This window comes from Segatella copri (genome assembly GCF_051861805.1).
Lineage (GTDB): Bacteria > Bacteroidota > Bacteroidia > Bacteroidales > Bacteroidaceae > Prevotella > Prevotella copri_M.
Map to the genome: position 1 here is coordinate 3,438,751 of NZ_CP146520.1, position 23,750 is coordinate 3,462,500.

Genomic DNA, 23,750 nt, shown 5'->3' on the forward strand with positions numbered 1-23,750 from the left:
ATAATTATTCAGGACGGCTGTAGTTAGGAGCCTCACTGGTGATAGTGATATCATGTGGATGGCTCTCCAATACACCGGCATTTGTAATACGAGTAAACTTAGCGTTGTGCAAGTTCTCAATGGTGAAAGCACCGCAATAACCCATACCTGAGCGCAAACCACCAATCAACTGGTAGATAACCTCCTGTACGGTTCCCTTGTAAGGTACACGACCTGCGATACCCTCTGGTACGAGCTTCTTCACGTCCTTGGTGTCGCTCTGGAAGTAACGGTCCTTAGAACCATTCTTCTGCTCCATAGCCTCCAAAGAACCCATACCACGGTAGCTCTTGAACTTACGGCCATTGAAGATGATAGTGTCGCCAGGGCTCTCCTCGGTACCTGCTACCAATGAACCGATCATCACGCAGCTACCACCGGCAGCCAAAGCCTTCACGATATCACCAGAGTAGCGCAAACCACCATCGGCAATCAATGGAACACCTGTGCCCTGCAATGCAGAGTAAACATCATAAACAGCGCTCAACTGTGGTACACCCACACCGGCAACCACACGGGTAGTACAGATGGAACCAGGACCGATACCCACCTTTACACCATCAGCACCATTCTCTACCAGGAACTTGGCAGCCTCGCCGGTAGCCACATTACCAACCACAACATCTACCTGTGGGAAAGCAGCCTTTACCTGCTTCAACTTCTCAATCACACCCTTAGAGTGACCATGAGCGGTATCGATGACGATGGCATCAGCACCAGCCTCAACCAAAGCCTTGGCACGATCCATGGTATCCACGGTAACGCCTACACCGGCTGCTACACGCAGACGACCCTTAGAGTCCTTGCAAGCCATTGGCTTGTCCTTTGCCTTGGTGATGTCCTTGTAAGTAATCAAACCTACCAGGTGGTTCTCGTTGTCAACTACAGGGAGCTTCTCAATCTTGTTCTCCTGCAGGATGGCAGCGGCAGCAATCAGGTCGGTCTGGATGTGAGTGGTAACCAAATTCTCGCTGGTCATCACCTCATCAATCTTCTTGTCCATGTGGCGCTCGAAGCGGAGGTCACGGTTGGTAACAATACCTACGAGATGGTTCTCATCATCCACCACTGGAATACCACCGATATGATAATCATGCATCATATCAAGGGCATCCTTCACTGTACTACCGCGACGGATAGTAACAGGGTCATAAATCATACCATTCTCAGCACGCTTCACGATGGCAACCTGACGAGCTTGCTCCTCGATGCTCATGTTCTTGTGGATAACACCAATACCACCTTCGCGGGCGATGGCAATCGCCATTGAAGCCTCGGTAACGGTGTCCATCGCTGCTGTAACGAATGGAACGTTCAACTCGATGTTACGAGAGAACTTGGTTTTCAACTCTACCTGTTTTGGTAGTACCTCTGAATACGCAGGGATCAGAAGGACGTCGTCGTAAGTGAGACCGTCCATTACAATTTTATCTGCAACAAATGATGACATATTGTAACCTTTAAAAATTTATTGCGTGCAAATTTAGCAATAATTTCTCAGATAGAGTTCCATTTTCACGAAAATCTTACCTTATTAATGCTATTTAACGTGATTAGTTGGCTTGTTCGGACAAAAACTTGATTCTAATCAGTCTAATGTCCTCTTCAGTGTAGTCTTCGTCCAACTCATCAAGTGCCGCTTCCAAGTCGTCTGTTTCACTCTCCATGAAGTAGTCATAGATGTCGTCTATCTTGTCGTCATCCATCCTGTCTTCTATGAAATAATCGATGTTCAACTTGGTGCCGCTATACACGATTGCTTCTATTTCATCCAACAAATCGGCAAACTCCAGGCCCTTGGCACTAGCCAGGTCTTCCAGGTCCATCTGGCGGTCGATGCTCTGGATAATGCTCACCTTGAGCAGCGACTTCTTCGCCACGGTCTTCACTCTGATTTCCTCAGGGCGTTCTATTTCGTTCTCCGCACAGTAGTCCTGAATCAGCTTGCAGAATTCCTTGCCGTAGCGCTTCGCCTTGCCGGCACCCACGCCCTGGATGTTCTGCAGCTCCTGAAGGTCGTGCGGATACATGGTGGCCATCTGCTCCAGAGAGATGTCCTGGAAGATGACGTATGGTGGCAGCTTGTGCTTCTTAGCCACACTCTTGCGCAGGTCTTTCAGCATGGCAAAGAGTGCCGGGTCCAATGCCTCAACATTGGTGCCGCCATCATGACTACGCTCAACATAATCGTCCTTGAATTCCTTGTCGGCTACAATCATGAACGATTTCGGAGCCTTCAGATAGCGCTTTCCGGCTGCAGTGAGCTTCAGCAAGCCATAGTTCTCTACGTCTTTCTTCAGATAACCCGCTATCAGCGCCTGGCGAATCACCGGATTCCATACCTTGGCATCCATATCCTCGCCTGCACCAAACTCCTCCAGCTGGTCGTGCTTGTGAGATACGATATCATCGGTGCCACGGCCCTTCACGAAGTCAATGATATACTCCTGTCGGAAGTTCTCCTTCACGGCAGCCACCGCCTGCAATACAACCACCAGGGCATCCTTCGCCTCAAACTTCTCGGTAGGATGCAGACAGTTGTCGCAGTTGTGGCAGTTCTCCACATTATACTCCTCGCCGAAATAATGCAGCAGCATCTTGCGTCGGCACACCGAAGACTCGGCGTATGCCGCTGTTTCCTGCAAGAGCTGTCGGCCGATATCCTGCTCTGCCACAGGCTTGTTCTCCATAAACTTCTCCAGCTTTCTCAGGTCCTTGCGTGCATAGAAAGCAATGCAGATGCCTTCGCCTCCGTCGCGTCCCGCACGTCCGGTCTCCTGATAATAGCCTTCCAGACTCTTAGGAATATCATAGTGAATGACAAATCTTACATCCGGCTTGTCGATACCCATACCGAAGGCGATGGTAGCCACAATCACGTCGAGACGCTCCATCAGAAAGTCGTCCTGGGTCTGCGAACGGGTGGCAGAATCCAGTCCGGCATGATAAGGTGCTGCCTTGATATCGTTAGCCTTGAGCACTTCGGCAAGTTCCTCCACCTTCTTTCTGGACAGACAATAGATGATACCGCTCTTACCAGGATGCTGACGGATAAACATGATAATCTGGCGGTCTATGTCGTTAGTCTTCTGACGTACTTCATAGAAGAGGTTTGGACGGTTGAACGAACTCTTGAACTCGCGGGCATCCACGATGCCCAGATTCTTCTTGATATCAGTGCGCACCTTGTCGGTAGCCGTTGCCGTAAGGGCAATCACCGGTGCCTTGCCTATCTCGTTGATAATAGGGCGTATGCGTCGGTACTCTGGGCGGAAGTCATGTCCCCACTCAGAGATACAGTGCGCCTCATCGACAGCATAGAACGAAATCTTGATGCTTCTCAAGAATTCCACGTTATCCTCCTTGGTCAAGGATTCCGGTGCCACATAAAGGAGTTTGGTCTTACCACTCAGGATGTCGCCCTTTACCTTCTCGATGGCCGATTTGTTGAGGGATGAATTGAGATAGTGAGCCACACCATCATCCTCGCTCAGTCCATTGATAACATCCACCTGGTTCTTCATCAAGGCGATCAATGGAGAGATGACAATGGCTGTACCATCCATAATCAAGGATGGCAACTGATAGCACAAGCTCTTACCACCACCTGTAGGCATCAGCACAAAGGTATCGTTGCCGTCCATCAGGTTCCTGATAATAGCTTCCTGTTCGCCTTTAAAAGAATCGAAACCGAAATAATGTTTCAATTGCTCAGTAAGATTTACCTGTTCCGTCATATCCAACTTGTTATTTTTTTATGTCTTTATATGGTATGTAGAAATCAATTGGGCGACGAAGCCCAACTGATTTTCATTTATTTCATCGAATCACGATTAGCGCCTTTGCAGCACTTATGCTGTCTCCAACTGACCCAGATGTGCCTTGTCAAGCTGGTGCTGGGCGTAATCCAATGTTACTTCAAACTTTTTCACCTTCTGTGAAGGAACCTCAAACATGGCGTCTGTCATCACAGCCTCCACGATAGAACGAAGTCCACGGGCTCCCAACTTATACTCCACAGCCTTATCCACCATGTAGTCGAGTGAATCCTCGGTAAAACTGAGCTTGATGCCGTCCATCTCGAAGAGCTTCATATACTGCTTCACGATAGAGTTCTTTGGCTCTACCAGAATCTTGCGCAGGGCTTCACGGTCTAATGGGTTGAGATAAGTGAGCACTGGCAGACGGCCGATGATCTCAGGAATCAAGCCAAACGACTTCAAGTCCTGTGGCAGGATATACTTCATCAGGTCCTTCTTGTCTACCTTGGCTACATTCTGCACAGAGTTGTAACCCACCACATGGGTGTTGAGTCGCTGTGCGATCTTGCGCTCGATGCCGTCGAAGGCACCGCCGCAGATAAAGAGGATATTCTTGGTATCCACATGGATGTAATCCTGGTCTGGATGCTTGCGGCCTCCCTTTGGCGGAACGTTCACCATGGTTCCCTCCAGCAGTTTCAGCAGTCCCTGCTGCACACCCTCACCGCTCACGTCGCGGGTGATGGATGGATTATCACTCTTGCGGGCAATCTTGTCTATCTCGTCGATGAACACGATACCGCGCTGGGCAGCCTCCACATTGTAATCGGCCACCTGGAGCAGACGGGAAAGGATACTCTCCACGTCCTCACCCACATAACCTGCCTCTGTAAACACAGTGGCATCCACGATGGTGAAAGGCACATCGAGCATCTTGGCAATGGTGCGTGCAAGCAGGGTCTTACCTGTACCCGTGCTGCCCACCATGATGATGTTGCTCTTCTCAATCTCCACGCCATCCTTGTCGGCAGGCTGCTGCAAACGCTTGTAATGGTTATACACCGATACAGCCAAATGGCGCTTAGCCTGATCCTGTCCGATGATATACTCATCCAGATATTTCTTGATTTCCACAGGCTTTGGCACATTCTTCAATACAAACTTGCCTTCAGCTCCATCCTGTTGGTTCAACACGCCAGTCTGCTGCACAATATCGTATGCCTGCTTGGCGCAATCCTCACAGATGTAGCCGTTGATACCTGTAATCAACAACTTAACTTCCGTTTCACCTCTTCCACAGAAGCTACAAACTTTCTTTGGCATAATGTTTCTTCCTTTTCTTTCTTCTTTATACCTTAATTATATATACCTATTTATATATAGTAGGATTACTTGCGTACCAGCACATTGTCAATCATACCATACTCCTTAGCCTCCTCGGCAGTCATCCAGTAGTTGCGGTCGCTGTCGGCATAAACCTTGTCGTACGGAGTATGAGAATGCTCAGAGATGATGGTATAGAGTTCCTTCTTCATCTTCAGAATCTCACGAGCCTCAATCTCGATGTCGGAAGCCTGACCCTGCACACCACCCAATGGCTGATGAATCATCACGCGGCTATGAGGCAAGGCAGAACGCTTACCCTCCTGACCTGATACGAGCAGCACGGCAGCCATGGAAGCAGCCATACCGGTGCAGATGGTAGCCACATCGCTGGAGATAAACTGCATGGTATCATAGATACCCAATCCGGCTGTAACACTACCGCCAGGACTGTTCAGATAGATAGAGATATCCTTGCCGCTATCCACAGAGTCGAGATAGAGCAGCTGAGCCTGCAGCGTGTTGGCTGTGTAATCATCGATCTCGGTTCCCAGGAAGATGATGCGGTCCATCATCAGTCGGGAGAACACGTCCATCTGGGTAACGTTCAGCTGACGTTCCTCCAGAATGTAAGGGTTTAAATACTTAGCCTGCGCATTCATCACGTCGTCAAGCACCATACCATTCATACCAAGATGCTTGGTAGCATATTTTCTAAAATCGTTCATATCTTATAGCTTTTTACTTCGTTTTTTAGAACAGAAAACGAGGTTATCGACCTCATCATCCCGTTCGGTGGAACAAAGATAATAAAAAAAGTCGATAACCTCGTAATTATTTGAAGTTTTTTTTCAAAAAAACGCTTATTCCTGCATCATCTTGTTGAAATCCTCTACAGAAATCTCTTTTTCGTTGAGTTTTACGGCCTTCTTAAGAGCCTCAGCCAACTTGCGATCGATAGAACGGTCTACCAATGCGTCAACTGACTCACCCTTCTTGAGAATCTCGTTTGCGTAGTTCTCGATATACTCCTCAGGGATGTTAGTCATACCATACTGAGCGAACTGAGCACGAGCTGCTTCCTTGGCAGTCTCCTTGATATCCTCGTCGTTCACCTTGATATCCTGAGCCTGGATGAGCTGCTCCTTGATGAGGTGCCATGTCAACTCCTTGATGCTCTGCTCGTAGTTCTTCTCTACGAACTCCTCACCCTTATCCTTGTTGTTAGCCAACATGATGCGCTTCAACAGAGCGTCTGGGTAAGTCAACTCGCCTACCTTCTTCTCGCAGTGCTCGCGTACGTCGAGGATGAATTTGTAGTCAGAGTCGTTAACCAACTGCTCCTGCAAGCCCTCAGCGATCTTAGCACGGAAAGCAGCCTCGTCCTTCACGTCAGTATCCTCACCGAATACCTGCTTGAAGAGCTCCTCGTTTACCTCGTGCTTCTTGAAGCGCTGGATCTCTGTAATCTGGAAGCTGAACTCAGACTCCAGGTCAGCCACAGCCTCACGCTCAATCTTCAAGAGAGTAGAAACCTCTGTATCGTTCTCTGGGTAAGCCTTCTTAGGGTTGAAGGTGATGATGTCACCGAGCTTAGCACCGTTGAAGAGGTTCTTCTGCTCCTCTACCTTGATGTAGCTAGGCATCAGGATAGCACCCTCTACTGTGATACCGCCTTCCTTGGTGTTACCGTTCTCGTCGAGCTCACGGATGTCACCCTTCAAAAGGTCGTTCTCCTCATACTGCTCGCCCTTCTCGTAGCTACCTGCACGCTGAGCGTACATCTCTACCTGCTGGTCGAGAATCTTGTCGTCAACCTTGATGTTATAGTAATCTACCTTGTCGCGACCATTGAGAGTTACCTTGAACTCAGGTGCAACAGCGATGTCGAACATGAATGTGAATGTAGTACCCTTCTCCAAGTCAGCTGGCTCCTGCTTCTCAGATGGAAGAGGCTCGCCGAGCATCTGGATCTTGTTTTCCTGTACATACTTGTAAATCTCCTGGCCTACGATCTTGTTGATAGCCTCCATCTTTACAGATGGGCCAAACTGGCGCTTGATCATACCCATAGGAGCCTGACCAGGACGGAAACCTGGAACATTAGCCTTCTTACGGTAGTCTTTCAATGTTTTCTCAACCTCGTTCTTGTAGTCATCCTCCTCTACTACGAGAGTCAAGAGACCGTTAATCTTGTCAGGATTTTCAAATGAAACTTTCATCTTGATTTCTTTTTTTATTTTGTTATTATTAATATTTCAATTTCAATTGGTTAGGCTCTCCAACTGTATTTTTGGCTCGCACACTACACAATCGGCTTGCAAAATTACACAATTTTAATGGATATACCTAATATATAAGAGAAAAATTTGATTTTTTAACCATCTTTCTCTGCTTCTTTCGCCTTTTTCTGCTCATCAAGCAGCTGGAAGTCCTTCTTGCGGAGCACAAAACTGGTGGTAAGATACTTCTCCTTCACCGTCTTGTTCTCTGCCAGTTCCTCCGGAGTGCCCTGAAAAAGAATGCGGCCTTCGAAGAGCAGATAGGCTCTGTCGGTGATGGTAAGCGTCTCATCCACATTGTGGTCGGTGATGAGAATACCGATGTTGCGGTACTTCAGTTTCCACACGATGTGCTGGATTTCCTCCACCTGGATTGGGTCTACTCCGGCAAAAGGCTCATCGAGCATGATGAACTTAGGGTCGTTGGCAAGGCAGCGGGCTATCTCCACACGGCGGCGCTCACCTCCCGAAAGCTGGTCGCCCAGGTTCTTGCGCACCTTCTGAAGGTCGAAGTCGTTGATCAGGCTCTCCAGCTTCTCCTTCTGATACTCCTTAGGCTTGCCAGTCATCTCCAATACCGACATGATGTTGTCTTCCACACTCATCTTGCGGAACACGCTCGCCTCCTGAGGCAGATATCCGATGCCGGCACGTGCACGCTTGTACACCGGAAACTTCGTAATCTCCTGGTCACCCAGATACACATGACCCTCGTTAGGAACCACCAGGCCCGTGGTCATATAGAAAGAGGTGGTCTTGCCGGCACCGTTAGGTCCCAGCAAACCCACAATCTCACCTTGCTTTACATTTATCGTCACGCCGTTGGCAACGGTACGCTTGCCATAGCGCTTTACCAACCCTTCCGTTCTGAGAACCAGTTTTTCCTCGGAAGAAGGTTGTACTTCATTCATTATTTCGTCCATAATTAGCTAATTTGGTTGCAAAAATACTAAAAAAGGTGGAAATATCGCTTTAAAAATCAAAAACTATTCATAATATTGCAGTTTTTTAGAGGATTTTGGTTAATTTTGCACCATATTTTATAGATTATACAGCATGATAATAGAAAAATGGCTTACCACCTTCGGTAAATATCTCATATTGATGGGGCGTGCTTTCTCACGCCCTGAACGTATGCGCATGTTCCTGAAACAGTATATCAAGGAGATGTCGCAGCTGGGTGTCGACTCCATCGGCATCGTGCTTCTCATCTCGTTCTTCATCGGTGCAGTTATCTGCATCCAGATGAAACTCAACATCCAGAGTCCTTGGATGCCGAGATGGGTTTCGGGCTATACCACCCGAGAAATCATGCTGCTGGAGTTCTCTTCCAGCATCATGTGTCTGATTCTGGCGGGTAAGGTAGGTTCCAATATCGCCTCCGAGCTGGGCACCATGCGAGTAACCCAGCAGATTGATGCCCTCGACATCATGGGTGTCAACTCGGCGTGCTACCTGATTCTTCCTAAGATTCTGGGATTGGTTACCATCATGCCGTTCCTCGTTATCTTCTCATCCCTGCTGGGCACAGTGGGCGCTTACGCCACGGCATATATCGGGCACATCCTGCCGCCCGACGACCTGACCCTGGGATTGCAGCACAACTTCAACCAGTGGTTTGTGTGGATGAGTATCATCAAGAGTCTCTTCTTCGCATTCATCATCTCGAGTGTGGCATCGTATTTCGGATACACCGTAGAAGGCGGTTCGGTAGAGGTGGGTAAATCTTCCACCGACGCCGTGGTATGCTCCAGCGTACTCATCCTCTTCTCTGACGTATTCCTCACCCAGATACTCTCTTAAACACTCTCTACAATTCTTTCTAAAATTCTCTCTTAAATTCTCAGTTAAAGAAGTGAACTATGATAGAAGTTAAAAATCTTACGAAAAAATTCGGCGATAAGACCGTACTCGATAATATCAGCGTGCAATTCGAAACCGGCAAGACCAATCTGATCATCGGTCAGAGTGGTTCGGGAAAGACGGTTTTGGTGAAGAACCTCGTCGGACTCCTGGAGCCTACCAGCGGTCAAGTGCTCTACGACGGTCGTGACTTTGTTCACATGAACAAGAATGAAAAGGTGATGATGCGCCGTGAGATGGGAATGATTTTCCAGAGCGCCGCCCTTTTCGACTCGCTCAATGTACTGGAGAACGTGATGTTTCCGCTCGATATGTTTTCCAACCTTAATTATAAGGAACGCGTGAAGCGCGCACAGGAGTGTCTCGACCGTGTAAACCTGATAGAGGCACAGCAGAAATTCCCTGGCGAGATTTCGGGAGGTATGCAGAAGCGTGTGGCGATAGCCCGTGCCATCGTGATGAACCCGAAGTATCTCTTCTGCGATGAGCCTAACTCGGGTCTCGACCCGAAGACTTCGCTTGTCATCGACGAACTTCTCTCGGGCATCACCAAGGATTACAACATGACCACCATCATCAATACCCACGACATGAACTCGGTGATGGGCATCGGCGAGAACATCTGCTTCATCTACCAGGGTCACAAGGAGTGGCAAGGCAACAAGGACCAGGTGATGAGTGCCACCAACGAGAAGCTCAACGACCTCGTCTTCGCCTCCGATTTGTTCAGAAAGGTGAAGAAGGCAGAGATGGAAGAATCTTGCAAATCATCTATCACCCCTCACGATTTCCTGAAAAAAAGTTTTTAAGCTATTGAAATATAGCGGGATAACCTGCGTGACAGATACCAGAAAATAGGGATTTATCCCTCACGCATCCCTCACGATTTTGGCTTTATCCCTCACGATTTTGCGTAAGCAGTGAAGCAAAAAGGCTTCGCTGAATCTCGAAGCCTGCTTCATGAATCGGTGAAGCAGGCTTCATTGATTATTGAAACAGGCTTCATTTGCCAATGAAGTAAGCTTCATCTCAAGTTGGTTTGAGGCTCAGATAAAGTTTACGTGATCCTCTATTAAGGTTTACTTGAGCCTCACTTCAAATTCAAATGAGGCTCAAGATAAACCCATTTTGCCCTTACTGGGTGCCTTCACACAGATTTCACCCTAGTGGATATGTACATACACTACGACTGAAGTTGCTTCAGCTGGTCTTCTGTTAATCCAGTTAACTGCACGATTTGAGGCCAAGACATACCAATTGCCAACAAGTTACGGGCTACTTCCGCTTTACCTTTAGCCATTCCTTTCGCCATTCCTTCAGCCATTCCTTCAGCACGACCTTTTTCCATTCCTCTTTTCTCATCAAACTTTCTAGTGGCATATATATCACGCATATTCTTGATGTCCTCATCATAAAGCTCAAGTTCCTCGCGGGAGAGCTTGCGGAGGTCGCCTATCTCTGCCAACTTGCGGAAGACTGGATACTTCTCGCAGAATGGCATCTGCTCAAACATGTTCATATTCTTCATTATATAAATCCAACAATCAAATATATCCATACACTCAGCCTCCACGCGGATCTATAAATCTTGCCATCTTCTTACGTTTTATAAGGTCGTGGACGCAATATTGTATTTCTGCTGCGAAGATACACTTTTTTATTGAAACTGCCAAGAAAAACTGGGATTTTCTTTCTAAAAGGAGGAAAGGAAAATACATGAGAGCGATAAAGGATGAAATATGGGTATCATCATCATTCTTGAAACAAGTTATGCAGGATTGCTCATCAAACAAAAAACTCATGGTAGGCGACGACTATCTCCTTAATCTGAGTGTTTGCTGTTTTTCTCGCCTCACAAGCCAATAGTTTCACTACCCAAATCATAATACCATAAACCAGAATACACCATACGAACAACACAGAACCCTCAAACAGATATGCAGCAACAAGCTCAGCACAAAAAGAAGACAGCAAACTTTGGCATGGCAGCCAAAAAGAATGCCATATAGGAAATTCTAAGAAAGAAAAGGAAACAGAAAAGACAACAATGGGAGTAATCATTCCTTCATAGATTGCTCTCATCACCAAAAGATGATTAACATAATGGAAACGATTTTGGCACGCATACGCTCTATCAAATTCATCAGGCTTTTCATGACAAACTTTGTTTTCTCCTTTACAAGATCTTCCAGATTGGTCTAGCATCATCCACATATGAGTAAACGCTGCTTCCTTATTAATCGCAAACAATTTGGAAATAGGTACATTTTCCCAAGAAAAAGAAGCTACGATTTTATCGAAATGACAACAAAAATCCTGATCATTCGACAAGTTACTCTCGCAAGAATACAAAACAACATTGCGCACATGTTTTCCTACAACCCAACTAATTATCCCTAATACGTAAGACAGCAACAGACAAAGAATTGCTGTCAAGAAAATGTGGTTGGCATGAAACACCATCTTTCTGAAACCACAAGAGATATAAGTTAACACACATAACATTGCTCCACCAGATATCAAATACGACATATCAAAGAAATTGAGCGAGCTAGTTAGCACATCAAATTGTTTCTGAAGACTAACCATATTAAAAAGTTTTTGATTTTCCATATACTATCGACTTCTATAAAATAATTAGACTTAGCTACAAAAAAAGAGAGACACCTTCGCAAGATGCCTCTCCCCTTTTATTGTTTAACTTTATATATCACATCTCACTGTTCATAAGAACAATGGTTTCTAGATGGTTCATTACTTCTTAACAACCTTAGTTGCCTTACCGTCCTTAACTACGATGTTAATACCCTTAACAAGCTTGTTAACCTTCAAGCCACTGACTGTGTAGATACCGTCAGCCTTAGCTGCGAAGTCAGACTCGATACTGTTGATACCTGTTGCTGTACCATCCTTAGTTACCTTGATATGCAAATCCTCAGCGTAGAATGCTGTATTAACACTGTTTATCTTTGCAACACCATTGATGCCCTTCAAGATAATCTCCGAACCATCAACAAACTTATCGTCAGCAACTACCTCAAAGCTGCACAATTTACCATCTTTCTTCAAGAAATTAAGATTTCCAAAGATATCTACAACTTTTACATTATATAAATTATTAAGGATAGTAGCTACATGGTTTGGACAACGTTCAGGATCAGCCTTTTCTGAATCCTTTACAATAGACAAACCTTCTGGCAATTGAATTGTAAATGACAAGAAGCTCATGAATTCCTTCTGGAAATCACATGACAATGTAACTGTAGCAGGAGTACCCTCGGTAACCTTTACTTCATTACTTGTAGCAATAATCTGGTCGGCAACATTACCTACCTTACCCTTAACAACAGGAGTCTTTACAATATTCTTGTCAACTATGCTAATAGCACCATCAGACAATTCAATCTCGCTAGTAGCAGTGAAATTCTCAGAAACATTTACTTCAAAAGTAAATACTTCACCTTGACCAGGCTGTACATTAGCATTAACAGTACTATAACCTAAGAAGAACGCATTGCGATCATTCTTTTTCTGCATACCAATACTAAACTTACTAGTACGCTCTGTCTTACCTACCTTGCAATATTCTTCTCTATCAGCATCAACAAAAGTTAGACCCTCTGGAAGAACAATTCTTCCTTCGAAAGCATTTACAGGATCTGGATTTGTCATACTTACAGCAAGTACTCCTTTTTCACCAGGTGTCAAGAAAGAAATGCTTTTTAATACATATTCTTGAGCCATTGCGCCAAGATTAGCTACAAAAAGCATAGCAAGTGCAATAACACAACTATAAAGTCTTGAATGTTTCATAATCTATTTTTTATAATGTTATTAAATTCTTTAAGAGGTGAAGTTTCCTATATAAGGAAACTTCACACAATTAATTCAATTTATTTTTTCTTATACTGAAGATAAGCATCGATGAAGTTCATGAATGTAGTACCATCCATTACACCAGCATCAACATTAGCACCAGCCTTAACGATATCACCAAGACCGATTTCACCATCACCATCGAGGTCGAGGTTACCACCCTTCTCTGCCTTCTCAGCATCAGCAAGAGCCTGCTTCAAGTTAGCAGAAGCTGTCTTCAACGCACCTTCAATAGAAGCATAGGTATCACCAAGCGTACCAGCAGCGAAGTCCTTAGCAACACTAGACTCCTGAGCAGAAACTGTTGTCTCAGCAGCAGCGATAACAACATTAGCGTCAGCCTGGACTTCCTCACGATAGCCAGCAATTGCAGCCTTAGCATTTGTGATTTCAGCCTTAACTACAGCAATCAACGCATCAGCCTTAGACTTAGCCTCATTATTAGCTACATAACCCTTATAGTTAGTTGCCTGGAAATAACCAGCATCGAATGATGCCAATACTGCATCAGCCTCGTCATTGAGAGAAGATGCTGTAAGAGCATTATCCTCCAACTTCTTAGAGAAGGCCTTAAGAGCATCGTTAATTTCCTGCAGCTTAGTCTTAACAAAGTCATCCTTACCATCAGGAACAACCTGCTTGTACTCCTTCTGATAATCAGCTTCCTTACTCTTAGCAACAGTCCATGCCACCTTCTTAGTAGCTACCTTCTGATACAAAGCTGTATAAGCCTCCAACTGATCATTAACTGCCTTAACAGCGGTTTCAATCTTAGCCAAATAGTCTGTAGAAATGCTACCAATATTGTCAGCCAAAGTCAAAGCATTCATATAGTCATTCGCCTTGTTATAAGCGTCAACTCTATAATTCTCACCGACATTAGCATTCTGACTCTTATCAAGAATACCCTGATAACGCTTATCGAAGCTATCATGAGCCTCCTGGGTCATCTTAGACTCACTAAGACCCTTGTCAATATACTCCTTGGCAGCATTATACTTCTGGTTAGCATCATTAAAGGTCAATGTAGCCTTGCCATTAGACCAATCACGGGTGAGGTAAGTCCAAGCTCTATCATTAGCAGTCTTAACAGCTGCATCAATCTGAACCTTAATACGTCCCTCAATCTCTTCTACAATGCTCTTGTAAGTCTTTCCGTCTTTATTCTCACCATTGAAACGATACTTAGTTGCATCATTAGGATCAAACTCTACATCAGAAACCTCATCAATTGCAGTCTCAAGTTCTGCAACCTTATCAGCTACAGCTTTCTTTTGAGCATCAAGTTCACCAACAATATCAAAGAGAACTCTCTGATTAGCATTCAAACTAGCAATCATATCATCACTTGCGAAATCAGCCTTCTTCCAAGCCTCAATCTTAGCGATGTAATCGTTGTAGTTCTTACGAACAGCATCAATCTGGTCGTCAATCACCTTCTTGGCATCCTTATTATTGTCCTTAACCTTAACCTTCTGATCATTAAGGGTCTTATCCCATTTAGCCTTTACCTGATCATTAATACCAGAAATATTCTTTGCAATAGTATTGTAGCCTTCTACGATAGTTGCATAATCCTTAAGGCCAATAGTCTTATTGTAACCATTGAGTTCAGACTGAATAACAGCAAATTCCTTCTCATACTGCTTCTGAGTCTCAGGCTCATTCTGATACTTAGCAGAAATCTTATAGCTATAAGTATCAATATTCTTCTGAGCATCAGCAGAAAGTGCAGTCAATGCTTTATGAGCCTGACCAATGAATTCATCCTTCAAACTAGTGAATGTCTTATCAGCTGTAGTATACTTACCTACAGGATCTACATCAAGCTCAGCCTTAGTATAATCACGACGATTTGTAGTATCATCAATAAAGTCATTGAGCTCCTTTACAGCCTTTGTCCAATCGTCATAACCAGCAGGCTTTGTAAATACATCCTTCTGATTAACATCCTTAATTGCAAGAACACCATTCAAATTATCGACCTTAGTCTTCAAATTTGTAATCTTGCTCTTATAGTCACGCTCAACGATAGCACGAGCAATCATATTGTCAATCTGACCCTTGAGACCATCGAAATCCTTCTGCCAATCAGCCTCATTCTTAGTAGACTTATAGAATCTGCTAAGTTCCTCCATAGCAGCCTTCTTGAGAGCATCGCGATCCTTAGCAATAGCATTCAACTCATCTTCAGCCCAAGCAGCCTTTAAGCTTGACTTTACAATCTTCTTACCATCAAGTTTGAAGTCCCAGATATAAGTCAATGCATTATTATCAATTGCACTAACAGTGGTCTTTGCAGCCTCAACCAAGCGATCATCTACGCCCTTAGCCACAACCTTAGTAATATTATCATAGTTCTTCTTAGCTGCTTCAGCATCCTTAACTATCTTCTCAACAGCTGTCTTGACAGCACCCAAGCGTTTTTCCAAAGAAGTCTCTAAGCCTTCTGCAAGCAGCTCCTTAACTGTATTCTCTGCCTTAGCAGTCACCAACTCAGCTTCCATCTGAGCCACCTTCTGAGCCTCGAGGTTAATCTCTTCCTTTACAGAAGTGAAGAAACCATCAAATGAAAGATTCTGATTATCCTTATCAATCATTGTAGAATAATCTGCAATATCAACAGTAGCCTTATTGACAGCTGCCATACCGACAGTCTTAATCAAATTCTCTGCCTTGCGATAATTATCAGACTCTACATAAATAGACTTGATAGCTGTATCAGTACCAAGCTTTAATACTACATCACCATCAGCCTCTGCAACAAAGCTAATCTTTCCACCTTCCAAAGATGCAGAAAGCTTTGAACCATTAACGGTAATATCCAAGTTCTCACCATTAACTCCCAATTGAACTTTATCACCTTTTGTTACCTTGAAAGAGAATGCCTGGTTCTCATAAGTAAGGTTACTCTTTGTACCTTTAACAAAATGAGTACCTGCCTCAAGCTGAGGCTTCTCAAGGCCAGTCCAATCAAAATCGTTAGCAACTGCTGAACCAGCAACCATCGACAATGCCGATACTAAAGTTAAAACTTTTTTCATAATCGTAAATTTTAGTTTATAAAAAAATTGTTCATTATTATTTGTTCTTAGAAAGAATCCTCAAATGTCATGGTGAATCTGTTTCCAGGGTTTCATCATTTATTTGTTCTTAGAGAATTGTAGCTTCTAGTTAGCGGCCTCTTGTTAGGAGAGAGTCGGCTAATATTTCGTATTACCTTCTTCAGTTCTTACATCTTACATCGTTTATCATCTACATCGTTCGTTAGAAATCTACAGTTCTTTTTTAGGTCGAGAGGACAAACTCTTCTTAGGAGTCTTATACCCTCATTAGGTTCTTTCGGTTGCAAATGTAGGCAAAATTTCTGAAACGAGCAAAACTTTTTAGGTTAAAAAGTGTAAATCTTAATAATTTTAACGCAATTTCATAGCTTTTTTTTCTAATTTTTCTGTGTTTGCGCAAACAAAAATAAACGCAAAACTGCGAAATCAGAAAAAAGAGAAAAGAAGAACCGCAGCCTTCATCCAAGTAAAGACTGCGGTTTTTCATCACTTATCGCCATAATGGGAGTCTAAATCCAAGACCAGAACCCTTATGCTTTCCTATAACTCATAGTGAATTCAAAAAATGTCGAAGATCGTCAGCAGTAGAACAGCTGACAAAATTTCCTTTTCGATATTCTTCTCTTGCACTATCTATCTTAGCCTGAAGCTCTGGAGTAACACTCTTCCTATTCAAGCCAGATGCCGTTGTTTTACTTAATACCTCGATACTCATACTCAAATAACGTTAAATATAGTCTCTATAAAACACTTCACGCACCACCTCGTTCGGAATAATGAACCTGGTGTATCCCTGATAAGAGCCATCTATCGTTACTAAACCAAAATAGAAGAGCAAACTCAGGAAGTTATCCGGGTCGTTGATACGTTCCGCAGGAAAATTCTCTACGAGATTACCCATAACAAAGCCCTTGGTAACCAGTTCCTGGATGATGCTGGCATCATGGTCGAAGTTCTTGTCATGGCGAATCAGCATGCGAATCTTATCGTAGTCAATACGGATGTTGGTCTCAATCATGGATTTTGGAATCTGATAGCCCGATCGGATATACCTATCCAGGAAGTTGAGTACCATCACAGAATTATACATGGTGGTCTTGCCATACTCCTCCACAGAGAAACAATAGTTGTCAAACCATGGCTTCATGTTACGAACCAGCTCTTCTACCGTATGATTGAACGGACAAACAGCCGCATAATCAGTAAGCAGTGCCCGCACTTCTTCCTCTGTAAATCCTACCAGTTCATTAAACTCATGGCACAGAGAATAATTGGTGCCTATATTGAAACCGCTGGTCAAATCATCCATCGTTACGGGACTCACACCTGTGACAAAGACACGTGCCAACGAAGAAGAAGTAGCATCCTTCACGGCATCGAAGAACATTCGAAGATATCCTTCACCATGAGTCTGCTCACGATACCTGACCATGTGCTTCGGCTCGGCAAGAATCTTGTTGGTGAAATGGTCATACTCATCAATGAAAAGATAGATATGCTGGTTCACATTCTCACATTCTGCAGCCAGAAACTTCAACTGGTCCACACATCCCTGGCACTCCTCTTTCATCCTAACGACAATATCATCGGGCAGATACGCTTTATATCTGTCACAGAAATTCATGATACCTATATTGACACAGGAATCCAGACCAGCCCGATAGTTATCAAGTCCGGCATCCACTGTGGCAAAGTTGAGGGGAAGAACCAGATAGGAGTTGCGCTCAGGCGTAGGATTCTCGCCGATGTACAGTCCGCCAAAGAGCTTATCAAACTGTTCTTTCTTATTGATATCGTAATAATTCTGGAGCATAGAGATGGTAAGGCTCTTGCCGAATCGGCGAGGGCGAATGAAGAAGAAGAACATATTAGCTTCCTCTATTGATTCGATAAAACGGGTTTTGTCCACATAGTAACAGTCCCTTTCCCTTAAAGTCATGAAATTCATCAAGCCATAAGGAATGCGTTTTCTTCTAGCTGCCGTAGGCATACCATCATGTCTGTTCATCTGTTCCATATCACTATCTCCTTTTAATCATGTTATTACTCCTACCTCATCTTCCACTCGCCCTTCACCTCCACCATCGGAACCACAATCTGCTCCTTGGTGCTGTCGCCGAAGGCTAGCTGCAGGAAGACGTCGGCTACGTGGTGGGCAGTGTCTGCCTTGGCATTCAGCACGTTCACCTTCGCAATGCCCTGGTGCTCCAGCTGTTGCTGCTCCACATACATCCGGGCATTGAGCAGCAGCTGGTCGTGATAGCCCTTCGGGATTCGGTAGGGCTGGTTGAAACCGGAAACATACTCCTCGTACTTGCCCTCAAGGAGCAAGTCGTAGTAACCCTTTGCGGCGATACCCGCAAAGTAAGAAGGGTCAGGACGCTCCTCCTTGCAGGAAGAAAGTCCCAACCCCATACTTATTATCATAAAAATCAAAAGTTTCTTCATCTTCATACATTTTGATTCTTCACTCTTCGTTCTTCACTCTTCACTTCCCCTTACTTCTGACGAATGAAGACGTTGATTGGACAACCATGCAACGACCAGTTCTCACGAATCTTGTTCTCCAGGAAGCGGCGATAGTTCTCCTTTACATACTGAGGCAAGTTGGCATAGAACACGAACGATGGAATCGTGGTGTTTGGCAACTGGGTACAGTACTTGATCTTGATATACTTACCCTTCACGCTCTGTGGAGGATAAGCCTCGATGATAGGCAGCATCACCTCGTTGAGCTTAGAGGTTCCGATATGAGCCTTGCGGTTCTGGTAAACATCCTTGGCAGTCTCCAACACGCGGAAGATGCGCTGCTTGGTCAGTGCAGAAGCGAAGATGATAGGGAAATCCACGAACGGAGCCATACGCTTGCGGATGGCATTCTCGAAGGTATCAATCACCTTCTGGTTCTTCTCCTCTACCAAGTCCCACTTGTTTACTACCACCACCAGACTCTTGTTGTTCTTCTGAATCAACTGGAAGATGTTCATATCCTGGGTCTCGATACCACGGGTGGCGTCGAGCATCAGGATGCAGACATCACTGTTCTCGATGGCACGGATGGAACGCATCACGGAATAGAACTCCAAGTCCTCGCTCACCTTGTTCTTGCGGCGGATACCGGCGGTATCAACCAGATAGAAGTCGAAGCCGAACTTGTCGTAACGGGTATAGATACTGTCGCGGGTTGTACCAGCAATCTCGGTAACGATGTTTCTGTCTTCACCGATGAAGGCATTGATGATACTGCTCTTGCCGGCGTTAGGACGACCTACCACGGCGAAGCGAGGGATGTCCTCCTCGATGGCTTCCTCAGGATTGTCCTGAAGCTTGTCTAATATGATGTCGAGCAAGTCACCCGTACCGCCACCTGTTGCGGCACTGATACACTGAGGGTCGCCCAATCCCAGCTTGTAGAATTCGGCAGCCTGATAGTATTCAGCACTGTTGTCCACCTTGTTTGCCACAAGGATTACAGGCAGTTTGGCACGACGCAAGATCAGGGCTACGTCCTCATCCCAGTCGGTCAAACCGGTGTTCACGTCTACCAGGAAGAGAACCAGGTCGGCCTCTTCGGTAGCTACCAACACCTGCTTGCGGATAGCATCCTCGAAAATGTCATCTGATTTAACGACCCAACCACCGGTATCCACCACAGAGAATTCTCTTCCGTTCCAGCTGCACTTGCCATACTGGCGGTCGCGGGTAGTACCAGCTGTATCGCTCACGATGGCGCGGCGAGATTGAGTCAAACGATTGAATAAAGTAGATTTACCCACGTTAGGGCGACCTACGATTGCTACTAAATTTGCCATAATTAGTCATTCACCCTCCTTCCTTTGAGGAGGTATCATGGATGTGGTCTCTGCATCCAAGTTAATAATTTGCCGAAGCTGACCTTGCTCCGGCCCTCGCCCCTCTGGCGAGAGTCACTCCCTCGATTACATTCAGGGAGGGGAAGTTGTTATTCCGGATTGTATCCGAAGGCATCGAGTTCACGCTGTGAACTGCGCCAGTCTTTGTCAACCTTCACGAAGGTTTCCAGGAAAATCTTCTTTCCGAAGAACTTTTCCAGTGCCTTTCTACTCTCGGTGTTCACCTTCTTGAGCGCCACGCCCTGGTGACCGATGATGATGCCCTTCTGGGAATCACGCTCCACGTAGATCACGGCATTGATGTGGATGCGGTTGTCGTCCTCCTTGAATCGCTCCACTCTCACCTCTACGGCATAAGGAATCTCCTTGTCGTAGTAGAGCAGAATCTTCTCGCGGATAATCTCAGATACGAAGAAGCGGGCTGGCTTGTCGGTCAGCTGATCCTTGTCGAAGAACGCAGGCGACTCAGGCAGCAGCTCCTTGATGCGCTTGAGGAGCATATCCACGCCAAACTTGTTTTTCGCAGAGATAGGCAGAATCTCGGCATTCGGCAGCAGCGAGTGCCATTTCTCCACGGTGTCACCCAGTTTGTTCGGGTCGCTCTGGTCAATCTTGTTGATGAGCAGAAGCACCGGAATCTTCATCTTCTTCACCTTTTCCAGGAAGTCGATGTTCTTCTCAGGGTTCTCAATCACATCGGTCACATAAAGCAACACGTCGGCATCCGCCAGCGCACTCTCCGAGAAGGCGAGCATCATCTCCTGCATCTTGTAGTTTGGCTTCAAGACGCCCGGAGTATCGGAAAACACGATCTGCATGTCATCGGTATTCACGATACCCATGATACGATGACGGGTGGTCTGCGCCTTGAAGGTAGCGATGCTGATACGCTCGCCCACCAGTTGATTCATCAGCGTACTCTTTCCCACATTAGGGTTGCCCACGATATTTACGAAACCTGCTTTATGCATACGATAAAAATTGATTGAAACGAAATGTTTAAATGAGTTTGCCAGAACCTGGCATGAAGCTAAAGAAACGCATCCTTGCTTAGTTCACTTTTGTTGAGATGAAATAAGAAAGATGCGTTTCCTTATATAGATAATTATTCTATCCTATTTTAATATGTCTTACTTGCCATAAGCAGCACCATCATAAGCCCACTTATAGAAAGATGCACCATGTACGAATCCTGCACCGAATGCTGTGAAGATGACGTTGTCGCCCTTCTTCAACTGGCTCTCTGCATCCCAGAGTGCCAATGGGATTGTTGCCGCACTGGTATTTCCATAATGGTCGATGTTTACTACCACCTTGTCAAGTGGAATTCCTGCACGCTTGGTCACAGCCTCGATGATACGGAGGTTGGCCTCGTGAGGAATCACCCAGTTCACATCTTCAGCCTTGAGATTGTTCATCTCCATGATCTTCATCACGTCGTTGCTCATGTCGGTTACTGCGTAACGGAACACGGTGCGACCTTCCTGATAAAGATAATGCAGACGATGGTCTACGGTGAAGTGTGAAGGAGGGCACACAGAACCACCCGCCTTCATGTGGAGGAAAGGCAAGCCTTGTCCGTCTGTACGAAGGTATGAGTTCTGAACACCTACATTTTCCTCTTCTGTTGCCTCCACGAGCACAGCACCAGCACCGTCGCCGAAAAGCACACAGGTAGCACGGTCTGTGTAATCTACGAGTGAAGACATCTTGTCTGCACCGATTACGATGATTTTCTTGTATCTGCCGCTCTGAATCATGCTGGCTGCAACATCGAGGGTGTACAAGAATCCACAGCAAGCTGCAGAGAAATCGAACGCAAAGGCATTCTTCAGTCCGAGCTTACCGAGGACGATAGATGCTGTAGAAGGGAACTTGTAGTCAGGTGTAGTGGTTGTCACAATCAGTGCGTCGATTGTGTCTGGATCCACGCCAGTCTTCTGAATCAGCTGCTTTGCCGCCTTACGCGCCAGATAGCTTGTTCCGAGACCTTCCTCTGTAAGGATGCGGCGTTCCTTGATACCCACACGGGTGGTAATCCACTCGTCTGTGGTATCCACCATGCGCGACAACTCCTCGTTGTTGAGGATGTAGTCTGGCACGTATCCACCTACACCTGTGATTACAGCATTGATTTTACCCATTATTCAGCTGCTTCCTTAACGATTGCAACCTTACCACGATAGTAACCGCAAGTAGGGCAAACAGTGTGGTATACATAGTATGCACCACAGTTAGGGCAAACTGCCAATGTAGGAGCTACTGCCTTATCATGAGTTCTTCTCTTAAGTGTACGTGTCTTTGACTGTCTTCTTTTAGGATGTGCCATAATTTTTTAAATGTTTTAATTTTTGAATTTTACTTTTTTAATTTTAAGAGTGCTGCCCAGCGTGGATCCACAGCTTCCTCTTCTTCCTCACCGCTTCGGGCGGCAGAATGCTGCTGTAGCATTTCAATCATAGCAGGGTTGCATTTTCCAGGTGCATGCACATGCTTGATGGGAATGTTGAGGTCTATGAATTCATAGATGAACCACGAGATATCGAGTATTCCTTCGTTCTCGGCCACAATCACGAGGTCATCTTCTTCTGAGTAGTCGTCTCCGAATTTCACCATGAGGCGGTCGTCGGTGTCAATGGACTGGTCCATATCATCCAGGCAGATGTCACATGGTATGTGTACCACTCCCTCAGTGTGAAAATTGAGCTCGAAGAAGTCGTCCGTCCTGTTGATGGACAGACTACTCTGCAACTCGCCTCTCTGGATATCAGGAGCGTCTATTGCCTGAAAGTATTCATCGTCTAGCTTAAACTCCAGATTTGTTACCCCCTGAGGCAAAGCTTTCAAATCAATCTTATAAGACTCTAAATTACACATATTTTTATTAAATACCATATTGGTTTCGGGCTGCAAAGTTACAAATAATTTTTGAGATAAAATAATTTTTTATGCAAAAATCACTAAAATCTCTCATTATTAACTGATTATTCCCCCATTTTTCCCATTTTTAAGGGATTTCAGAAGATTTTCGGGTTCAAGCATCATCAAAAGAGAGGTTATCAGACGCATCAGCCTTCATTCATCCGATGCATCGCCGTGCCGTCTTCTGATGCATCAGCCCTTCTTCTTCAGTTCGATTCGGAAGGTGGTTCCCTTCCCCACTTCGCTGCTCTTCACCCAGATTTTGCCGTGGTGATATTCCTCCACGATGCGCTTGGCGAGCGAGAGTCCCAGTCCCCATCCTCGCTTCTTGGTAGTGAAGCCCGGACGGAACACGTTGCGCAGGTCTTTCTTCCTGATTCCCTTACCGGTATCAGAAACCTCCACGATAGCCCTGTCTTCGGTCTCCTCCACATGCAGGGTAATCTGTCCGCCATCCACGCCCATCGCATCCACGGCATTCTTGGAGAGATTCTCAATCACCCACTCAAAGAGCGAGGCGTTGATTTTGATGATGATGTCGTGGTCGGGGAAATCCTTCACCATCTTCACCTTCTTAGAGGTACGACGGTCCATATAGTCGATAACGTGGTCCATCACCTCGTTCAAACTGGCAGGAACAGGCTCAGGAAGTGAACCGATCTTCGAGAATCGGTCGGCAATCAACTGCAGTCGCTTGATATCCTTATCCATCTCGGGGATAAGATCATCGTCAGGATAATTCATCTT

19 protein-coding genes and 1 pseudogene (1 of these 20 running past the window's edge) are annotated in these 23,750 nt (G+C 45.4%); 2 read left to right on the forward strand and 18 right to left on the reverse strand.

Translation table 11 applies throughout. From position 1 onward, the window contains the following. Nucleotides 1-4: 4 nt before the first annotated feature. The 6 genes from guaB to lptB form a co-directional block, all read right to left on the reverse strand. Complete coding sequence (gene guaB, locus V8Z93_RS13635; protein ID WP_203040132.1) at nucleotides 5-1,489, reverse strand: IMP dehydrogenase; 1,485 nt, start codon at nucleotides 1,487-1,489, stop codon at nucleotides 5-7. A gap of 103 nt (nucleotides 1,490-1,592) precedes the next feature. After that, nucleotides 1,593-3,776 (reverse strand): DNA helicase RecQ, encoded by a 2,184-nt coding sequence (gene recQ, locus V8Z93_RS13640; protein ID WP_203040130.1) that lies wholly within the window; start codon nucleotides 3,774-3,776, stop codon nucleotides 1,593-1,595. A 114-nt stretch (nucleotides 3,777-3,890) separates the two neighbouring features. After that, nucleotides 3,891-5,123: an ATP-dependent Clp protease ATP-binding subunit ClpX gene (gene clpX, locus V8Z93_RS13645; RefSeq protein ID WP_439431850.1), complete on the reverse strand. Its 1,233-nt coding sequence runs from the start codon at nucleotides 5,121-5,123 to the stop codon at nucleotides 3,891-3,893. Nucleotides 5,124-5,188: 65 nt separating this feature from the next. After that, nucleotides 5,189-5,851, reverse strand: coding sequence for an ATP-dependent Clp endopeptidase proteolytic subunit ClpP (clpP, locus tag V8Z93_RS13650; RefSeq protein WP_218412394.1), 663 nt, complete (start codon nucleotides 5,849-5,851; stop codon nucleotides 5,189-5,191). Between the two features lie 135 nt (nucleotides 5,852-5,986). Next, the gene (tig, locus tag V8Z93_RS13655) at nucleotides 5,987-7,345 is read right to left on the reverse strand and encodes a trigger factor (protein ID WP_203040124.1); all 1,359 of its coding nucleotides are present in this window, start codon (nucleotides 7,343-7,345) and stop codon (nucleotides 5,987-5,989) included. A gap of 155 nt (nucleotides 7,346-7,500) precedes the next feature. Beyond that, complete coding sequence (lptB, locus tag V8Z93_RS13660; protein ID WP_203040123.1) at nucleotides 7,501-8,316, reverse strand: LPS export ABC transporter ATP-binding protein; 816 nt, start codon at nucleotides 8,314-8,316, stop codon at nucleotides 7,501-7,503. A 145-nt stretch (nucleotides 8,317-8,461) separates the two neighbouring features. On the opposite strand from lptB, the gene V8Z93_RS13665 reads away from it, so the two are divergent. Beyond that, nucleotides 8,462-9,208: an MlaE family ABC transporter permease gene (locus V8Z93_RS13665; protein ID WP_218412395.1), complete on the forward strand. Its 747-nt coding sequence runs from the start codon at nucleotides 8,462-8,464 to the stop codon at nucleotides 9,206-9,208. 59 nt (nucleotides 9,209-9,267) lie between these two features. Further along, nucleotides 9,268-10,077 carry an ABC transporter ATP-binding protein gene (locus V8Z93_RS13670; protein WP_203050668.1) on the forward strand — a complete coding sequence of 270 codons (810 nt, stop codon included), beginning with the start codon at nucleotides 9,268-9,270 and terminating at the stop codon, nucleotides 10,075-10,077. Between the two features lie 374 nt (nucleotides 10,078-10,451). Here V8Z93_RS13670 and V8Z93_RS13675 read toward each other — a convergent pair whose 3' ends face one another. From V8Z93_RS13675 to V8Z93_RS13730, 12 genes and pseudogenes are all read right to left on the reverse strand, one after another. Further along, a complete protein-coding gene (locus tag V8Z93_RS13675) occupies nucleotides 10,452-10,796 on the reverse strand; it encodes a transposase (RefSeq protein WP_439431851.1) in 345 nt (114 codons plus the stop codon). Nucleotides 10,797-11,053: 257 nt separating this feature from the next. Continuing rightward, a complete protein-coding gene (locus V8Z93_RS13680) occupies nucleotides 11,054-11,881 on the reverse strand; it encodes a hypothetical protein (protein ID WP_439431852.1) in 828 nt (275 codons plus the stop codon). 141 nt (nucleotides 11,882-12,022) lie between these two features. Next, nucleotides 12,023-13,081: a hypothetical protein gene (locus V8Z93_RS13685; protein ID WP_439431853.1), complete on the reverse strand. Its 1,059-nt coding sequence runs from the start codon at nucleotides 13,079-13,081 to the stop codon at nucleotides 12,023-12,025. 80 nt (nucleotides 13,082-13,161) lie between these two features. After that, nucleotides 13,162-16,188 (reverse strand): hypothetical protein, encoded by a 3,027-nt coding sequence (locus tag V8Z93_RS13690; RefSeq protein WP_439431854.1) that lies wholly within the window; start codon nucleotides 16,186-16,188, stop codon nucleotides 13,162-13,164. 763 nt (nucleotides 16,189-16,951) lie between these two features. After that, a pseudogene (locus tag V8Z93_RS13695) lies at nucleotides 16,952-18,199 on the reverse strand (AAA family ATPase); the annotation flags it as partial. 59 nt (nucleotides 18,200-18,258) lie between these two features. Further along, nucleotides 18,259-18,624 (reverse strand): hypothetical protein, encoded by a 366-nt coding sequence (locus tag V8Z93_RS13700; RefSeq protein ID WP_254880744.1) that lies wholly within the window; start codon nucleotides 18,622-18,624, stop codon nucleotides 18,259-18,261. Nucleotides 18,625-18,707: 83 nt separating this feature from the next. Next, the gene (gene der, locus V8Z93_RS13705) at nucleotides 18,708-20,021 is read right to left on the reverse strand and encodes a ribosome biogenesis GTPase Der (protein WP_203041941.1); all 1,314 of its coding nucleotides are present in this window, start codon (nucleotides 20,019-20,021) and stop codon (nucleotides 18,708-18,710) included. 149 nt (nucleotides 20,022-20,170) lie between these two features. Next, a complete protein-coding gene (gene era, locus V8Z93_RS13710) occupies nucleotides 20,171-21,052 on the reverse strand; it encodes a GTPase Era (protein WP_217764758.1) in 882 nt (293 codons plus the stop codon). Between the two features lie 159 nt (nucleotides 21,053-21,211). Further along, nucleotides 21,212-22,225, reverse strand: a complete 1,014-nt coding sequence (locus tag V8Z93_RS13715) for a beta-ketoacyl-ACP synthase III (protein ID WP_217761756.1) — start codon at nucleotides 22,223-22,225, stop codon at nucleotides 21,212-21,214. Further along, nucleotides 22,225-22,410, reverse strand: a complete 186-nt coding sequence (gene rpmF / locus V8Z93_RS13720; RefSeq protein WP_006848356.1) for a 50S ribosomal protein L32 — start codon at nucleotides 22,408-22,410, stop codon at nucleotides 22,225-22,227. The genes V8Z93_RS13715 and rpmF overlap by 1 nt, the downstream gene beginning before the upstream one ends. A 29-nt stretch (nucleotides 22,411-22,439) precedes the next feature. Beyond that, nucleotides 22,440-22,958 carry a YceD family protein gene (locus V8Z93_RS13725; RefSeq protein ID WP_218413567.1) on the reverse strand — a complete coding sequence of 173 codons (519 nt, stop codon included), beginning with the start codon at nucleotides 22,956-22,958 and terminating at the stop codon, nucleotides 22,440-22,442. Between the two features lie 237 nt (nucleotides 22,959-23,195). Next, a protein-coding gene (locus tag V8Z93_RS13730) for a sensor histidine kinase (RefSeq protein WP_439431855.1) crosses the window boundary here: on the reverse strand, nucleotides 23,196-23,750 show its 3' end. It continues 615 nt past the right edge of the window; 555 of the gene's 1,170 nt are visible here — the last part of the coding sequence; its start codon lies beyond the right edge, outside the window; it ends in the stop codon at nucleotides 23,196-23,198.

What these genes read in the sequence shown, in the direction of transcription:
- V8Z93_RS13670 (WP_203050668.1), top strand. Translation starts at nt 9,268, where the DNA reads ATGATAGAAGTTAAAAATCTTACGAAAAAATTCGGCGATAAGACCGTA.
- rpmF (WP_006848356.1), bottom strand. Translation starts at nt 22,410, where the DNA reads ATGGCACATCCTAAAAGAAGACAGTCAAAGACACGTACACTTAAGAGA.
- V8Z93_RS13665 (WP_218412395.1), top strand. Translation starts at nt 8,462, where the DNA reads ATGATAATAGAAAAATGGCTTACCACCTTCGGTAAATATCTCATATTG.
- V8Z93_RS13700 (WP_254880744.1), bottom strand. Translation starts at nt 18,624, where the DNA reads ATGGGGTTGGGACTTTCTTCCTGCAAGGAGGAGCGTCCTGACCCTTCT.
- V8Z93_RS13675 (WP_439431851.1), bottom strand. Translation starts at nt 10,796, where the DNA reads ATGAAGAATATGAACATGTTTGAGCAGATGCCATTCTGCGAGAAGTAT.
- era (WP_217764758.1), bottom strand. Translation starts at nt 21,052, where the DNA reads ATGCATAAAGCAGGTTTCGTAAATATCGTGGGCAACCCTAATGTGGGA.
- der (WP_203041941.1), bottom strand. Translation starts at nt 20,021, where the DNA reads ATGGCAAATTTAGTAGCAATCGTAGGTCGCCCTAACGTGGGTAAATCT.
- clpX (WP_439431850.1), bottom strand. Translation starts at nt 5,123, where the DNA reads ATGCCAAAGAAAGTTTGTAGCTTCTGTGGAAGAGGTGAAACGGAAGTT.
- clpP (WP_218412394.1), bottom strand. Translation starts at nt 5,851, where the DNA reads ATGAACGATTTTAGAAAATATGCTACCAAGCATCTTGGTATGAATGGT.
- tig (WP_203040124.1), bottom strand. Translation starts at nt 7,345, where the DNA reads ATGAAAGTTTCATTTGAAAATCCTGACAAGATTAACGGTCTCTTGACT.
- V8Z93_RS13680 (WP_439431852.1), bottom strand. Translation starts at nt 11,881, where the DNA reads ATGGAAAATCAAAAACTTTTTAATATGGTTAGTCTTCAGAAACAATTT.
- V8Z93_RS13715 (WP_217761756.1), bottom strand. Translation starts at nt 22,225, where the DNA reads ATGGGTAAAATCAATGCTGTAATCACAGGTGTAGGTGGATACGTGCCA.
- V8Z93_RS13690 (WP_439431854.1), bottom strand. Translation starts at nt 16,188, where the DNA reads ATGAAAAAAGTTTTAACTTTAGTATCGGCATTGTCGATGGTTGCTGGT.
- V8Z93_RS13685 (WP_439431853.1), bottom strand. Translation starts at nt 13,081, where the DNA reads ATGAAACATTCAAGACTTTATAGTTGTGTTATTGCACTTGCTATGCTT.
- V8Z93_RS13725 (WP_218413567.1), bottom strand. Translation starts at nt 22,958, where the DNA reads ATGTGTAATTTAGAGTCTTATAAGATTGATTTGAAAGCTTTGCCTCAG.
- lptB (WP_203040123.1), bottom strand. Translation starts at nt 8,316, where the DNA reads ATGAATGAAGTACAACCTTCTTCCGAGGAAAAACTGGTTCTCAGAACG.
- guaB (WP_203040132.1), bottom strand. Translation starts at nt 1,489, where the DNA reads ATGTCATCATTTGTTGCAGATAAAATTGTAATGGACGGTCTCACTTAC.
- recQ (WP_203040130.1), bottom strand. Translation starts at nt 3,776, where the DNA reads ATGACGGAACAGGTAAATCTTACTGAGCAATTGAAACATTATTTCGGT.